This is a genomic window from Paenibacillus sp. FSL K6-1318 (genome assembly GCF_037976905.1).
Classification (GTDB): Bacteria; Bacillota; Bacilli; order Paenibacillales; family Paenibacillaceae; genus Paenibacillus; species Paenibacillus amylolyticus_A.
In genome coordinates this window covers 857,550-873,716 of the sequence record NZ_CP150270.1, presented here as the reverse complement: position 1 = coordinate 873,716, position 16,167 = coordinate 857,550, and the positions used below count along the sequence as shown (strand labels likewise).

Sequence of the window (16,167 nt, the reverse complement as noted above, 5' to 3'; positions counted from 1 at the left end):
TTCATTCAAGATGGTACTACTGCAATTTAGTTGTTCCAGTATTGCTTGGCAATCTTCTGACCCTGATCAATCTTCGCCCATTGCTGAGCTTCGCTTAATTCGTTACCGCCATCACAAGATGCAAAGCCGCATTGGTGAGACAACAGCAGCCGATCCTTATCGATGATTTTGGAAGCTTCGTCCAGCAAACGGACAACGCGCGCTTCATCATCGAGTGTACTCGTTTTGGATGACAACAGACCCAGTACAATTTCCGTTTCAGGTCTGTCCTTGAACACTTCCAGAGCTTCAATTGAACCCGCACGATCATCATCCCACTCCAGGAAGAAACGGTCATACTTCAATTGCTTCAGGAACAGATTCGCAATTTTGGCATACGATCCACCACCCATGTTGCGGGAATCATAATTGCCGCGGCAGTTATGTGTCCACATTTTCAAGCCAAGGCTATGACCAAAGTCAATCACGGTATTATTAATATCAATGAATTCGGTAGCGAGACCCTTTACTTCATCTTGATTAATATTTTCCCCTGTAAAAGGAGAGTTCGGGTTGTCGTCTGCAAACAGCTCCCATAAGCAATCATCGAATTGCAGAATTTTACCGCCCACTGCAGCGAATTCCTCCACAAATTCCTTATACGCGATCACAAGGCCCTCTTTGAGCTCCTGTATGTTTTGATATACAGAATCCGTACCACCAATGTTATCCGACCAGGAAAGCTCACCGAAAATATGGGAAGGCGACGGTACACAAAGCTTCGTTTGTTGCTCGCCAGCTGTGTCTTGCAGTTGTTTAAACAACTGAATGAAATGATGATTCTTTCCACTCAATTTATCAGTGATACGCAGTCCAATATCTTTGCGTGTTTCATACTTCGAAGTTCCGTCCACATCTCTGAAAAAATAGCCGTGATCCGCGATGTAACGCTTCACTCCGCCAAATCCCCATACAAAGTCCAGATGCCACATCGATTTGGAAAATTCGCCATCGGTAACCACGGACAAGTTATGTTCGATTTCCTTTGCAACAACTTGTTTGATTGCCTCGGTCTCACACTTCTCATATCCTTCGTAGTTTTCATAGAACGGATATTGGATATCATCATTATGTTCAATTTGCGTTTTATATTTCAGCAGCTCATCCGGCCGCAATAAACTTCCTACGATCTGGAACTTATCAGTCATGTAAAAAACCCCCTCGTTGTATACAATGATCATATCACGCTGAGAGCAGTTAGAAGGGATACTAAAAAACCATAACTGGTTATAGTTAAAAGCTATATCCACTTGTTAGGCAGATTTCAGTGAAACCGTCACCGACACAGTGCACCTCTATCCGTGAATGTTATTAAATTTCACACCGTACGACGACGCAGTTCATAAAAATATTGCACCGCTGGATGCTTTAATTTGACCTGCTCCGACATGTTTAGAATTCGCTTTTTGCCAACTCGTCTGTCCATTAAAGCCAGAATATTAAATAAGATATCCTTGCTCTCCAAATTATCCTCTATAGAAGTTGATAGATACGTCGTAGCTGCAACAGTAAAATTCGATTTACTAAGTGCGGTCTGAGCCAACAAAAGCTCTTTGGCATGTACGGAGATTTTTCTACTTCTTGCCATGACTTGAAGACGATCCTCGGGAATGGGTCCTTTGGAATCTTTTCGGATAACTTCAATCTCTTCATCGCTCACAGGAATCATGATCTCCGGATCGCTCTTGATCTCCTGCTCTGACTGATACCATCGGATTGGGGTTGTAGTATCACTCATGTTGAGTACATTCTTTTTATCTACAGTAATATAACAATTGCCTGATTTATCAGGTGAATAGCTATAGCTGGTGGCACGGTACTCCACACTTCCAACTAACGCAGGACTAAGAAAACTCTCCAGTTGTTGCTTCAATTTACTCCAGGACATAGATCCTCCTATTTATAAAAAGCCTACCGCATGAATTACAGCGATCATTTCAATTATCTTTTTTCGAACCATCAACCATATGGAAACTCTTCTAAAATTATAACACAGCCAAACAAAGCAACGTCTCATGTTGATTGAAAGCTTTGCATCCGGGTCAACTTCCCATCGTTGAATGAAACTATTGGTCTTCTTTCTTATTCTACTTTATTGTCGCTAGGGAGAAAATATTTGTGCTTAACAGCTTAGACGGAAGAAACCCAGTTATTGGTTTTAAATTCCCCTATGTGATAAACTTGCAGAAAATTATCTACTTTCTATCCATCTGTCATTGCCTATCATTGTAAAATACGATGTTATTCACAAGGAGAGGGATTTTTTAATGGCTAAGAAGAAAACAATATTACCTGCTCATATGGAAAAACTCGTTAAAGATAATGATATCGCTACCGTAAAAGAGGTTTTCGAGCAATGTGAATGGGATGCCCGCGGGGGCTACAGCAAAGGTACGGCTCTCAGCTTTCGGCATATTTCGGATGAATTGGTTCGCTGGCTGGTAGAGCAAGGGGCAGATATTAATGCACGCGACAAATATCAACGCACGCCTTTACATGCCCATGCCTCACACTGGTCAGGAAATGTACCCCTGTTCCTTGAATTAGGTGCAGATCTGGACGCTGTGGATTACCAAAATGAAATACCGTTACATGCAGCAGTCAGTGGGTATAGAACCAAAGTGGTTCAAGAGTTGGTAAACCAGGGCGCTACTATTAACGTAGAAAATAAACAGGGAAATACGCCTTTAGCTAAGGGGTTAATCAATTGCAGGAATAGCGATATAGTCAATCTGGTAGAGATTGCCGCAATTCTGCTGGATGCCGGAGCATCGGTCACCCCGGATATGAGAGAATCGGTGAAGCGGATCGGTAAGGATTTTGAATTCGTCCGTGAGAAGTTCAATAAGGACAAGGTCGATGACGTTTCAGACGCGCTGATCAAACTGTACCGGCTATTTGATGTCGAGCCGGTAGCGAATCGGATCATGCACGATGGGACTTCACCCATTCAGGTAAAGGCAGCCGCTTGGCCCAAGCAACACCAAGAGCTGTGGGAGTATCTTATCCCGGCCCAGGGACATGCCCGAACGGTACAGGGAGAGGTTATCCGGATTACAGGACGCGTGTCCCATGAAGTATTGGATAATGGCGGTGGCAACTGGGATGCGGAGTATCGCAAGATGCTGGATGCACTGATTCGTCACCTGGGCACTGGTGCGCCACTCGCCCCAGCACATCTCCAAGAGGCAGCAGACTTGACCATCAGGCTTCATAATGGATACGATTTTGATGCGCCTGCCCGATTATCCGAGTTGGCTGTGTTATGGGTACTTGCTAATCCTCAACCGGTCGCGATGGCCCAACCAGAGTACTCGCGTTAAACATCAAAGCAAAAAAAGAAGCGGAAGAGTTACCGCTTCTTTTTTTGTTAATAAATATACCTAAATCATACTCATATCCATGATTACAACGATTTGTTTTCTTCGTCTTACTCTACTCCGCCTGTTCATTACTTTCAAACTCATCGAGCAATTCACGTGCTTTAGAAGTGGTTTTGGCGTTCATCAAGCTGTTTCTCAGCTCACTAGCACCGCGGAAGCCACGAACATAGATTTTGAAAAAACGGGCCAGCGGGCTGAACGAACGTGGTTCAAGCTCGGAATATTGATCATGCAGGTCCAGATGCAGCCGCAGCAGACCAAGTAATTCCTCACTACTGCGCTCCTTCGGCTCCTTCTCAAAAGCAAACGGATTCTGGAAAATACCTCGTCCAATCATAATACCATCCACACCATATTGCTCCACGAGTCTAAGGCCTGTCTCACGGTCAGGAATATCCCCATTTATCGTCAGAAGTGTATTCGGCGCGATCTCATCACGAAGCTTTTTAATCTCCGGAATCAGTTCCCAGTGAGCATCTACTTTGCTCATTTCTTCTCTCGTCCGCAGGTGAATGGACAGATTCACAATGTCCTGTTGCAAGATATGGGTTAACCAGTCACGCCATTCGTCTACAGCGGTAAAGCCAAGTCTTGTTTTTACACTGACGGGTAGTCCCCCGGCTTTGGCTGCTTGAATAATATCAGCTGCGATTTCCGGACGACAGATCAGGCCGCTTCCTTTTCCATTCTCGGCTACATTCGCTACAGGGCATCCCATATTAATATCGATCCCTTTAAAGCCTTCCTTCGCCATACCGATACTCATCTCACGAAAGAATTCCGGTTTATCTCCCCAGATATGAGCCACAATCGGCTGTTCGTCCGTTGTAAACGTCAAACGCCCGCGCACACTATGGTGCCCCTCCGGGTGACAATAACTCTCTGTATTCGCAAACTCCGTAAAAAACACATCCGGCCTACCCGCTTCACTTACGACATGCCGAAACACGACATCCGTCACATCTTCCATCGGTGCCAGTATAAAAAATGGTCGTGGCAATTCACGCCAAAAGTTTTCCTTTGTCATCTCAAAAGCTCCTCTATACATTCCAGGACAGTCTTTGTCCTCATTAATAGTAAAAATAGTAAAACTCGTAACTCATGCATCTGCTTGCCTATCATTTACATGATCATTCGCAGTTTCGTTGCAATTCACATTATGGTGTCCTAGCTTCTTCTTCACTTATACCATGCAAATGTAACTTTGTTCAAACAGCAGTATCTGTTATTACTTCCATTAGATCTTCAGATTATTGAAAGTTCGATGATTTCGAAATTGTCCTTTCCCGATTTTATCACGTCTTCATTTGATTTTCAGCACGATTGCTCTTGCCGAACTGGAAAAGCTCCTCTAAAATGAAGCTCGGCAGGCTTTAAACCTGCAAATCGAGATTTGGAGGAGGCCTGAATTGTATATGGATATTTCACTGGATATGATCAAAGACAAGGTCGAATGCTTGCAGGCGTATGACTTCCATGAACTGGCGCGAGCAATCGAAGAACGAATAGAGATTAATAAGGCACTAATGCTGCGGGTGAAGCAAGTTCAACATCAAGTGACGTTTGATCCTTTTCGCAACAAAATGTTATATAGTGCAGTCGTACATTTTGCCGTAGATTGATGGATTAAGATTCGGAATAATGAAACATCGACCTCTTCGATGTGGTTAGCTTAAACGAAATGAATATGAATGATATCTTGGATAAGATTGTAGATGTTGATTCGGAGAAAATAACCTTTTATTTCACTCCAGATGAACCACATATCGTTCAAAAAAGCACGATCACCTTTATTAAATAATGCCTACCACCAGCCACACTTTAAATAAGACCAAAAAGGAGCAGGATTCCCCTGCTCCTTTGCTATATGAAACTTCTTTCTCTCATCAAACGTAAATTCACAAGGTATAATGAAATCAGATGACCGTTCAGCATGATCTTATGACCATCATAATGAAGGAGGGGACATTCGTGGCGTTTATTCCGCTAAACTGCCCCAATTGCAACGGAAGAATTGAATACAAGAAGGATGAGGTTTTAAAGTGTCCCTATTGTGAAACAGAGCTTTTATTGAAGCAAAATCATGTCTATTACGTAGACCAGACCATTAATCATTACCACGGAACGCCTCCCAAGGCAACGCCGAAGCAGACTGCCTCCGTAAAGCTACTGCTGATACTGATGTTCGTCCTAACTGGCGCCATCGGTACATATTTTTATTATAGTAACAGCTCCACCTATCCACAAACAGAAGCCAATCTGCCTGTGCGAAAGATGCCCGAAAGCGAGGTTTTACTCTCCTTTTTGCGAGATATCTTCGATAAAGGGGCTGCCTTGCCAACAGAGGAGGAATTGGCTCGTATTCGCTATTTAACCGTAGAGCATTCGGAGAATGATCAGTGGAAGTTTACATATAGCCTCTCCGATCCCTTCAGCGATGAACAGGCCGAGAAGATCACTTATGTTACTCAGGACAAGAAATTGAATAGCCAGCGGATTGATCAGCGAGATTTTGAAGCTTTTAAGGGACTGACGGCATTGGACCTGACGAATACCTATGAAATCTCCCAAACGGACCAAACCACTCTGGCTCATATGGCCGGATTAAAAAGTTATGCTGGCGCTTTTAACGAATCCTTCAGTACATTTTCGGGCTACTTTGGCGACAAGTCTAAAATTACGGAGCTTTCCACTCAGCTTCGCAGCAATCAGGAACTGGCCATGCTGCTGGAATTTCCTAATCTGAACTCTTTATCCATTACCTATGTGGATGAGTCTGTAACAGATTTTCACTTGTTAAACCAACTGCCAATCAAGTCCCTGTCGCTCACCTTTGTCGATGAACTCGGATGGTTGTCGTCCATGACAGGGCTATCATCCTTGTCCATACAGCACAGTGAAACCACAGACCTGCAGCCGCTATATGCCTTGACACAGCTTCAGGAGCTTCAGTTGTCCTATTTAACGAACGTAAAGTCCATCGACTTTGTACAAAATATGCCTGCTCTACAAACGTTAGATATCGAAAATGTAAACTTCTCCAGTCTGGAGCGCTTGGCCGGCAAAAACTCTATTACTACGCTGCGCCTGGCTTCTCTAAGTCAGCTTGGCTCGGTAAAGGCCATAAACAGTCTACCCTCTCTGCGGGAATTAACGTTGTCCGGCTACTACGAGAATGCAGAAGCGCTGACACTGCCTAAAGTAGAGCGAGTGGAAATTCCAAGCTCCTTTCTCCCCGGGCTAAAGGCCCCGGCTACAACCAGTTTGACGCTCCGTGGCGGAAGTGGGGAATTGAACTTGGCTGCGCTGGGGAAATTCCCGAAACTGGAGCAACTATCGCTATGGGAGATCGATGAAATAATCCGTTTGGGCGCCTTGGATGGCTTGTCCAGCCTAGAGACCCTGAACATTTACGACTCTTCACTATATAAGGAGAGCGATGCTTTATTTCGTTTGAAGCAGATCAAATCTCTGATGTGCTTCGAGTGTAGGCTAAACTTTGAACAAAAGGCGGCCGCGGAGAACAGCATGCTTGAAAATTTGACCTTAGAGCAGCCATACTTCAGCATAAACAACACCTCTGTTAATGAAGTTGACCAGATGATGCCTTACTTTGCCAACATGTTCGCTCTACGTTCCTTCACTATGCAAGACAGCAATTTGGCTTCTCTCGAATTCATGAGCAACTGGCAGGCTATAGAAGAGCTTCATCTCGAGAATAATGCCATTTCCAATATTGAGACTCTAAGCCAGCTGCCTAATCTGCAAAAGGTATATCTATCCGGTAATTCCGTTCAAAACAAATCCGTGCTTGGTACGGGTGTGCATGTGTATTAATTACCGTTTGGGATGATGGGGAGTTTTAGACTACTGTAGTTAATGGATGGTATCGGAACAAAGAAAAAAGGGGCTCCCCTTATGCAGTTCTTCCTGCATGGGGGAACCCTTTCGGTGTTTTAAATCAAGTCAGAAGCCTTCAATATTCTTTGGACGATAGCTGCAACCTCAGCACGGGTGATGTTGGCATCCAGAGATCAGTCTCCCCATATAAAGGGATCTTGACGAAACAAACAAGCGGCTGCCTGATCGGCAACCGCTTTATCGGACATGCTTATTAAATGTCGTAGTTATTCGAAGGACTGTGATCGATAACGGATTGCACGACTCGTTTAACCACGGATTTCGCGGCATCCTGGGTGGACATTCCGCCGATCTCGTCCGCGTTAACTTCGATAAATCCTTTGCCCCCGATGATCTCTCGAGCTGTCTCAAGTTCGCCCGCACTGATAGAATCATGGGATACCAGTGAGATCAGACCGGCGTCGTTCAACACCTTTGCCATCTCCGCCGTGCCGCGGAGCGTTTCTCCACTGACGCTCTCAAGCAGCATCGTATGGTAACCGGATGACATTAGTCGCTTCTCCACTTCCTTGGCGAGAGCTACCGTATCCGAGCCAGCAAACCAGACCGTGAGCGGAGATTGTCCTTTCTGCTGGGCGCGAACATCTCTCGTGATCCCCGTATCCAGCGTGGCAAATCGGCTTTCTCCCTTCAGAGCTTGATCGATGACTCCGCAAGCAGACGTCATGTTGGTGACACGATCAATGAGGATAAAACCTCCGATGCTCTTGTTGTGTTCAAAGGAATCGAAGACGATCTGATCCGACAGCGTGAATTCACACTTGGCCAATTCGTTCTTAACAATTTGATCGGCCGGAACGGTATGGCCCGTGTTAATGTCAATTTTATGGGTAATCGCCGTTACTGTGCCTGGAAGAGTCTTCGTTCCGACCTTTACCCAATAATGTTTGCCCGGAGTCAGGACGGAATCGTCCATCCACAGGATCGTAGAAGCGAAGCTGTCAGCTTCTTGGACTTGATTGTCCGTCGTGAGCACGCAGCCCCGCGAGACATCAACTTCGCGGTCCAGTTGTATCGTAACCGGTTGGCCAGCATAAGCCGAATCCTGAGCTTGATCCGTCACCAAAATCCGCTTAACCTTGGCTTTCTCCCGACTTGGCAGAGTCATGAGTTCGTCTCCAACCGCAATCTTTCCAGCCTCGATCTGGCCCTGGAACCCACGGAACGTATGGTCCGGTCTGCTTACACGCTGAACCGGCATCATGAAAGGCTTCGTATCATCGGTAGTATGAACATCTATACTTTCCAAATACGGCAATAAAGCTAACCCCTCGTACCAGGGTGCATTCGGCGACTGGGTTGTAATGTTGTCCCCTTCCGTAGCGGACACGGGAATGACCTGAATGCTCTTGATTTGGAATTCGGCCGTCGTTTGGATGAACTCTTCCTTGATTGCCTCGAACGTCCTCTGATCGAAGCCGACCAGATCCATCTTGTTCACAGCCAATACGAGATGCTTGATCCCCATCAGGGCGCAGATCCGGGCATGGCGTTTGGTCTGGGTAATGATGCCTTTGGTAGCGTCCACTAGAATGATGGCTAGATCGGCAAAGGAAGCGCCTACAGCCATGTTGCGCGTATACTCTTCGTGTCCCGGTGTGTCCGCTACGATGAAGGAACGATGAGACGTCGTAAAATAACGATATGCCACATCAATGGTAATCCCTTGTTCGCGTTCGGCCAGCAAACCATCGAGGAGCAGCGAGTAGTCGATTTTGCCGCCTCGGCTTCCCAATCGACTATCGAGCTCAAGCGCGCGTTCTTGATCGGCGAACAGCAGCTTGGCCTCATAGAGCATATGTCCGATCAGCGTGGACTTGCCATCATCCACACTTCCGCAGGTAATGAATTTAAGTAGACTCTTCATGTTAGAAATAGCCCTCCCGTTTGCGTCGTTCCATGCTTCCCGCCGCTTCTTGATCGATAACCCGACTGGTCCGTTCGGAAGATAACGCACCCAATGTCTCCTCAATAATCTCATCCAGCGTAACGGCATCGGACTCGACTCCGCCCGTGAGCGGGTAACAACCCAACGTACGGAAGCGAATCTTCTTCATCTCTACCTTCTCGCCAGGCTCAAGCTTTATCCGCTCGTCATCCACCATGATGATATGCCCGTCACGATTAACGATTGGTCTTACGTCCGCGGAGTAAAGCGGAACGATATCGATGTTCTCCCGACGAATGTATTGCCAGATATCCTTCTCAGTCCAGTTGGACAGCGGAAAGACTCGAATGCTCTCTCCCTTGTTGATTCGCGTATTGAACAGCTTCCACATCTCCGGACGTTGGTTCTTCGGGTCCCACGAGTGGTTCTTGTTCCGGAACGAGAAAATCCGCTCCTTCGCACGCGACTTCTCCTCATCACGTCTTCCGCCACCGAACGCAACCGTGAATCCGTATTGGTCCAATCCCTGCTTCAGGGCTGTGGTTTTCATAATGTCGGTATATGCGGAACCATGGTCGAAGGGGTTGATTCCTTGTTGAATAGCCTCTTCATTAGAGTGCACGATCATCTCGATACCAAATTCCTTCGCCTTTCGGTCGCGGAACTCAATCATTTCCTTAAATTTCCAGGTAGTATCGATATGCATGAATGGGAACGGCGGCTTCTCGGGGTAGAAAGCCTTTAGGGCCAAGTGCAGCATGACCGAGCTGTCCTTGCCGATGGAATACAACATGACCGGTTTCTCGCACTCCGCTGCTACTTCTCTGATAATGTATATCGCTTCAGCCTCAAGTTGATCCAGATGTGTTAATTCTTGCATGGCAAGGCGGCCTCCTTTTAATCCTCACTAAAACCATCGTATTTATAAACTTATCCTATCAGATTCCATCTTTATTGCAAAGTGGAAAAAAGTAAAATTTATGATGTCTATGTATTGAATCGACAATATTCAGCATTGAGTAGCGGTTCTCTCCTATAATAAAATCGCCTGAACGAATGATTTGTGCTGAGCTGCAAATAGAATCGGTTGGTTAACGATCTATATTACAATCATGATTGAGGGCCATGGAATTTGAAAAAGCTGCCGCCTGTAAAGTACAGACAGCAGCTTCAATGAGTCGCCCAGATCCTGGACAGAATCACCGCTGCTTCAGCGCGGGTCAATAATTCAGTTGGTGCGATTTTGCCACCTTTTCCGTTGACGATTCCGCTTCCTACAAGGGAAGTTACACTATCCACAGCGTAAGTGGAAATGGTTGCAGCATCGGAATAAGGAGCCAGATTCCCGCTGCCGGCAGATGGCTTACCTGCTGCTTTCAGGGCTTTCGCCGTTAAAACCATCATGTCTTGACGGGAAATGCTGCTGGGTTTGAACGTGTTGTCTTCGAATCCATAGGCGATCCCCAGCTCCTTTGAAATGGCCACAGCCTGCGCATAGTAAGCAGTAGGCTGTACATCGCTGAAGACTGCCGTGTTCGTGCCCGGGCCCTTCAATTCAAGTACTCTCACCAACAAGGTGATAAAGTCAGCTCTCGTGATGGAAACTGCAGGCGCGAAGTCATCCGATACGCCTTTAATAATATCGCGAACAGCCATTGCTTCAACGGCTTCTTTTGCCCACAGGACATGCTGTACATCGGCAAAAGACTTCGTTACGTAGGCTACGGCATACCTGCTAAATTCCGTTGTCTTGAACACAACCGATCCGGATTTAGCATCATATCGTCCACTTGGTACGGTTGCAGCCTTTCCTTGACTGTCAATATTCAGGATCACCAATTGATGTGCATTGGCAAGTTCTTGGCCAGCAGGTGTGTACGGCACAGATACCGTTACAGGCGCCGCTGGAAAGCACGCCTGAAGCAGACTGTCTCTATAAAGGTAATGCTGATACTGATGTTAGTCCTGGCTGGCGCCATCGGTACATATTTTTATTATAGCAACAGCTCCACCTATCCAAAAACAGAAGCCAATCTGCCTGTGCGAAAGATGCCTGAAAGCGAGGTTTTTCTCTCATTTTTGCGAGATATCTTCGATAAAGGGTCCGCCTTGCCAACAGAGGAGGAATTGGCTCGTATTCGCTATTTAACCGTAGAGCATTCGGAGAATGATCAATGGAAGTTTACATATAGCCTCTCCGATCTCTTCAGCGATGAACAGGCCGAGAAGATCACTTATATTACTCAGGACAAAAAACTGAATAGCCAACGGATTGATCAGCGAGATTTTGAAGCTTTTAAGGGACTGACGGCATTGGACCTGACAAATACCTATGAAATATCCCAGACGGACCAAACCACTTTGGCTCATATGCCCGGATTAAAAAGTTATGGACGCGCTTTTAACGAATCCTTCAGTACATTTTCGGGCTACTTTGGCGACAAGTCTAAAATAACGGAACTTTCCACTCAGCTTCGCAGTAATCAGGAATTGGCCCTGCTACTGGAATTTCCTAATCTGAGCTCTTTATCCATTACCTATGTGGATGAGTCCGTGACGGATTTCTTTCTGTTGAATAAGCTGCCGCTCAAGTCCCTGTCGCTCACTTATGTTAATGAACTGGGATGGTTGTCATCTATGACGGGGCTGTCATCCTTGTCCATCCATTACAGTGAAGTCACAGACCTGCAGCCGCTGTATGCTTTAACCCAGCTTCAGGAGCTTCAGCTTTCCTATTTAACCAACGTAAAGTCCATCGACTTTGTACAAAATATGCCTGCTTTACAAACGCTAGATATCGAAAACGTAAACTTTTCAAGCCTGGAGCGCTTGGCCGGCAAGGACTCCATTACTACACTACGGCTTGCTTCTCTAAGTCAGCTTAGCTCGGTAAAAGCCATAAACAGTCTGCCCTCTCTGCGGGAATTAGCTCTGTCCGGTTACTATGAGAACGCAGAGGCGTTATCTTTACCTAATGTGGGCCGAGTGGAAATTCCAAGCTCCTTTCTCACCGGGCTGAAGGCGCCCAGCGCAACCAACCTGACGCTCCGTGGCGGAAGCGGCGAGTTGAATTTGGCGGCGCTGGGGAAATTCCCGAAACTGGAGCAACTCTCCCTCTGGGAGATCAGTGAAATAACCATCTTGGCACCCTAGACGGTTTACCTCGTCTAGAGACTCTAAACATTTACGACTCGTCACTATTATAAGGAGAGCGATGCTTTATTTCGTTTGGAGCAGGTCAAATCTCTGATTTGCTCCGAGTGTAGGCTGAATTTCGGACAAAAATCGGCCGCGGAGAACAGCGTGCTTGAACATTTGACCTTTGAGCAGCCATATTTCAGCATAAACAATACCTCTGTTACTGAAGTTGACCAAATGATGCCTTACTTTGCCAACATGTCCGCTCTACGTTCCTTCACTCTGCAAGACAGCAATTTGGCTTCTCTCGAATTTATGAGTAACTGGCAGGCCATAGAAGAGCTTCATCTCGAAAACAATGCCATTTCCAATATCGAGACCCTGAGCCAGCTGCCTAATCTGCAAAAGGTATATCTATCCGGTAATTCCGTACAAAACAGGTCCGTGCTTGGTGCGGATGTGCATGTGTATTAATGACCGCCTGGAATGGTGGGGAGTTTTTAGAATACTGTAGTTAATGGGTGGTATTAAAAAAAAAAGACAAGAAGGGGTTCGAGAATCATGTATCAATTCTCGAACCCCTTCTGTTTATGTTTAGCTTCTAACCAACATCGCTACAGACTCCACATGGAATGAGTGTTGACGGTAGAATAAATTAAGATGTGACTGTATTCACTCATAAGGTCATATTCCATTATAGATGGAAAGGAAGAAGTAAGACTATTGACCCTTTTCGCAATAAAGTGTTATACAGTGCAGTCGTGCATTTTGCAGTAAATTAATGAAAAACCGAAATAATTGAATTTAACTAAGATTGTGCTGATTATAAGGAAAACAAAAAAAGACGCGATTTTGCTCGCGTCTTCTTTTCGTACCAATCTCCCAATTTTCCTTGTTACAGATTCTACTTAACCAACATCGCCATCAACTTCACGTGTGATGAGATGTTACCTCAGAGCAACTAGGTACTACATGAAGAGTCTGTTCCCAATGTTATATTGGCAAATTAAATAAACGAAGCTTGAACTGAGTTTGGTTTTGAGAAATACATGTGAATCATACGTTATCAAAACAAATTACTAACATAGATATAAGACAATTAAGAGCGTACTAAAAGTCATTTTTTGTTATTCGAATAATTTGCTAAGATTATTTCATCGGTACTCTCCTCATTTTGTTTTGCTGAATAACAAAAGCTAATATTTTTTTCGTTTTTAAATTTCTCATATAGGAATGGGCGTAAGATTCTAGACTTATTATCGTTGAAATTGCTTCTTTGAGCTAAACTCCCATCCGATTTGATTCCATTTCTTCTAACTTGATAGCAATATAATTTGTTAGGATTTTCCGAGTCACTTTTACTCAATGAAGATACCATTACTTTCAATTGATCCTCATTTTTGTTATCAATAACTTCTACAGGAATAAACCTCGAAAAATATTCCATAAATTGTTGAAGTATACTTCCAAGATTTTCACTATAACTGATTCCAAAGTACTCTCTAAGTGGTTTTGCATCAACAAATAACTTAGCAGCATTTGCTTCCACTTGTAAACTAATATTCACATCAGTCAGTCTTAAAAACTCTAATTTCAGTAACGCGTAAGCATTCTTCTTTTTTTCATTTTCCGCAAACAACTTTATTAGTACGATAAAGTCTTCGTCATTATATCTAAAAATAAACGAGTCAATTACCCAGCCCTTAGCTTCCATATCTTTCTTTAAATACTTTAGATTTTCTAAAACGTTAGTCATATATTCGTCCCTCTTATCGTTGTTCCCTCGTATAGTAGAAAATAACCATTGTACTCGCTAAGTTAGCGAAAAGACACGTTTAACTAGCCGTTTCTAACAAGCAAAACACTAAATATTCATGTTGTTATAATGAAGGCTTTACCTTCATTTATTCAGTTAAGTTATGTCTACGACTCCTTCACTAAACTATCCCACTTAGCACAACTGCTGATTCTTTAATAAATCCTCTCCAACAATCTTCTTTTTTCGCCCACTGTGTAACATTTTGATCACCAGCAGATTCTTTTAGATAATTTAAAGCATTATTAGCAATCGTCCGTACAATATCCTCCCACTTATTAGAAAGATCTTGTTGCCTCCATATTTCCATTAAATTTATTTCTTTTCCGTACAAATGACTTAGCATTGCTACTGTATAGTAAATCACGTTTGCTCTATAACCTTTTAAATTCATACTTTCAACAATTCTAGTTACGAATATATTTATAATTCTCCTAGAAATAAGTTGCTTATAGTAGTCGCTATCAACATTTAAAATACTTTTTGTTACTTCACCTTCGTCATTTGTAACAGCACTTTGTTTCCAATATTGGCTATTCATATCCATAAAACGTTTAAAGGCTTCTTCCCCACCTTTACTAGATACATGCGGATATCCTTCCCAAGACATAAAGTATTTTGCCATCTCCACTTTTGTTATTACTTTATCTGATGGGTACATTTTTTTAAAAGCAGTTTGTTCCTTTCCCTTCGAACGCCTACTAATATCAACCATATACTGGCCACGTGCTCGTTCAAAATACCATTTAGAATCTTCTTTACGATTATCTTGTGTAGGAATCCAAACGTTACGAGAATGTTTTTCAACATCTGACATAAAACGAGTATTTGCAAGTAAGTCTGATTTATTGATTTTATTTTGCGTATTAGCGTATTCTGAAATTTTAGCTATCATCTCATCCTCAAGCGCGAGATTATCCAATTGAAGCTCATTATTCTCTCTTATTTCTGGAACATTTATAATAGTGAGTTTTGCTTGTATATAAACTCCTTCTAAATCAACATCATTTTTATAAGCTTGATGAATAGAGGCTGTAGTTTGACCACCATTGACAATTTGCCAACTTGTTAGCTTCTTAACTTCATAGAGATTAGACTCGCCAATTTGTTCAATATCCCCTGCTTTTGCAACACTTGAAATGCCATTATTATATGCAATAAATAATTCGCGTTGTTGCGTATCTTTTAATGTATCTCGTATCCCTTTATTTGTGCCTCCGCGTGCTTGTAAAAAGGAACGTACATTTCGTTCTACTAATTTAGGTCCCCAGTCATCATATAGTTTGGCTAAGAGTTTTGCAGGAACAACCCCCACATAACACTCTATTAATCCTTTTTTTGTGTTATTTGGCACATGCATCATTTGTAAGGCTTCACCATATTCCGATTCAAAATGAATATCAAATTCTTGTATACCTTGTTCAGCTTCTGACAATTTGAAAATGCGATCCATATCCCAAATATGTACATTAACTGTTTCTACACCAGGTATAGTTAAATCTATAGGCTTATTCGAAAGATAAAATTTACTTGTAATCACATAAATATTGACTTCTTCAATTTCATCCTTTTTATCTAAAATCATTTTCGTAACATCATAATATTCCATCGAACGATCGGATAAATACAGAATTCCTTCTGCATTTGTATAGAAGCGCTTCGCTTTATTCGCATATTCTTTCAATAACGTCATGTTAGCCACTGGGAGCTCACCTTCTTCGAAAAACGGCTCATATTCCACTACGTACAAATTTAAAGTATTAATATCCTCAAGAAATAAATAACCATTGAGTTGAATCTTCGACTCTTTTTTACCAAAATAAATAATCGCTGGTTCATCCTCAGAATTTATAAATGGTAATACTTCTTGCAAAAAAGGCGTTTGCCGGCTTCCTATCACACGCCCCTTTTGTTCAACCGTGTTAATAAATTCATTAAAGAAGTCTCGTTTTCTTTTATTCTCATTCATTATTATTCTCATC

Annotated in this window: 13 protein-coding genes; 5 read left to right on the top strand and 8 right to left on the bottom strand. The window is 43.5% G+C overall.

Translation table 11 applies throughout. The features are described from left to right. Window positions 1-26: 26 nt before the first annotated feature. Together NYE45_RS03980 and NYE45_RS03975 are read right to left on the bottom strand one after the other, a co-directional pair. Complete coding sequence (locus NYE45_RS03980; RefSeq protein ID WP_340015690.1) at window positions 27-1,187, bottom strand: cobalamin-independent methionine synthase II family protein; 1,161 nt, start codon at window positions 1,185-1,187, stop codon at window positions 27-29. Window positions 1,188-1,357: 170 nt separating this feature from the next. Further along, window positions 1,358-1,927: a hypothetical protein gene (locus NYE45_RS03975; protein ID WP_340015689.1), complete on the bottom strand. Its 570-nt coding sequence runs from the start codon at window positions 1,925-1,927 to the stop codon at window positions 1,358-1,360. Window positions 1,928-2,306: 379 nt separating this feature from the next. Between NYE45_RS03975 and NYE45_RS03970 the strand changes: the two genes are divergently transcribed. After that, window positions 2,307-3,362 carry an ankyrin repeat domain-containing protein gene (locus NYE45_RS03970; protein WP_340015687.1) on the top strand — a complete coding sequence of 352 codons (1,056 nt, stop codon included), beginning with the start codon at window positions 2,307-2,309 and terminating at the stop codon, window positions 3,360-3,362. A 112-nt stretch (window positions 3,363-3,474) separates the two neighbouring features. Here NYE45_RS03970 and NYE45_RS03965 read toward each other — a convergent pair whose 3' ends face one another. Continuing rightward, window positions 3,475-4,449 (bottom strand): tRNA-dihydrouridine synthase, encoded by a 975-nt coding sequence (locus NYE45_RS03965; RefSeq protein WP_340015686.1) that lies wholly within the window; start codon window positions 4,447-4,449, stop codon window positions 3,475-3,477. 388 nt (window positions 4,450-4,837) lie between these two features. Between NYE45_RS03965 and NYE45_RS03960 the strand changes: the two genes are divergently transcribed. Then, complete coding sequence (locus NYE45_RS03960; RefSeq protein ID WP_340015685.1) at window positions 4,838-5,044, top strand: DUF2536 family protein; 207 nt, start codon at window positions 4,838-4,840, stop codon at window positions 5,042-5,044. Between the two features lie 448 nt (window positions 5,045-5,492). Next, window positions 5,493-7,259 carry a leucine-rich repeat domain-containing protein gene (locus NYE45_RS03955; protein WP_340015683.1) on the top strand — a complete coding sequence of 589 codons (1,767 nt, stop codon included), beginning with the start codon at window positions 5,493-5,495 and terminating at the stop codon, window positions 7,257-7,259. A gap of 277 nt (window positions 7,260-7,536) precedes the next feature. Here NYE45_RS03955 and NYE45_RS03950 read toward each other — a convergent pair whose 3' ends face one another. The 3 genes from NYE45_RS03950 to NYE45_RS03940 all read right to left on the bottom strand — a co-directional run bounded on the left by NYE45_RS03950 (window position 7,537) and on the right by NYE45_RS03940 (window position 11,115). Beyond that, a complete protein-coding gene (locus tag NYE45_RS03950) occupies window positions 7,537-9,210 on the bottom strand; it encodes a GTP-binding protein (RefSeq protein ID WP_340015680.1) in 1,674 nt (557 codons plus the stop codon). A gap of 1 nt (window position 9,211) precedes the next feature. Next, entirely contained in the window at window positions 9,212-10,111 is a 900-nt protein-coding gene (cysD, locus tag NYE45_RS03945) for a sulfate adenylyltransferase subunit CysD (RefSeq protein WP_340015678.1), read from the bottom strand. A gap of 290 nt (window positions 10,112-10,401) precedes the next feature. Next, the gene (locus NYE45_RS03940; protein WP_340015676.1) at window positions 10,402-11,115 is read right to left on the bottom strand and encodes an S-layer homology domain-containing protein; all 714 of its coding nucleotides are present in this window, start codon (window positions 11,113-11,115) and stop codon (window positions 10,402-10,404) included. A gap of 60 nt (window positions 11,116-11,175) precedes the next feature. On the opposite strand from NYE45_RS03940, the gene NYE45_RS03935 reads away from it, so the two are divergent. Both NYE45_RS03935 and NYE45_RS03930 read left to right on the top strand, forming a co-directional pair. Then, the gene (locus NYE45_RS03935) at window positions 11,176-12,384 is read left to right on the top strand and encodes a hypothetical protein (protein WP_340015675.1); all 1,209 of its coding nucleotides are present in this window, start codon (window positions 11,176-11,178) and stop codon (window positions 12,382-12,384) included. Between the two features lie 150 nt (window positions 12,385-12,534). After that, window positions 12,535-12,843, top strand: coding sequence for a leucine-rich repeat domain-containing protein (locus NYE45_RS03930; protein ID WP_340015674.1), 309 nt, complete (start codon window positions 12,535-12,537; stop codon window positions 12,841-12,843). Between the two features lie 643 nt (window positions 12,844-13,486). On the opposite strand, the gene NYE45_RS03925 is transcribed toward NYE45_RS03930, so the two are convergent. Next, window positions 13,487-14,125, bottom strand: a complete 639-nt coding sequence (locus NYE45_RS03925; RefSeq protein ID WP_340015673.1) for a DUF6037 family protein — start codon at window positions 14,123-14,125, stop codon at window positions 13,487-13,489. 181 nt (window positions 14,126-14,306) lie between these two features. Continuing rightward, window positions 14,307-16,154, bottom strand: coding sequence for an AIPR family protein (locus tag NYE45_RS03920; protein ID WP_340015671.1), 1,848 nt, complete (start codon window positions 16,152-16,154; stop codon window positions 14,307-14,309). Between the last annotated feature and the right edge of the window lie 13 nt (window positions 16,155-16,167).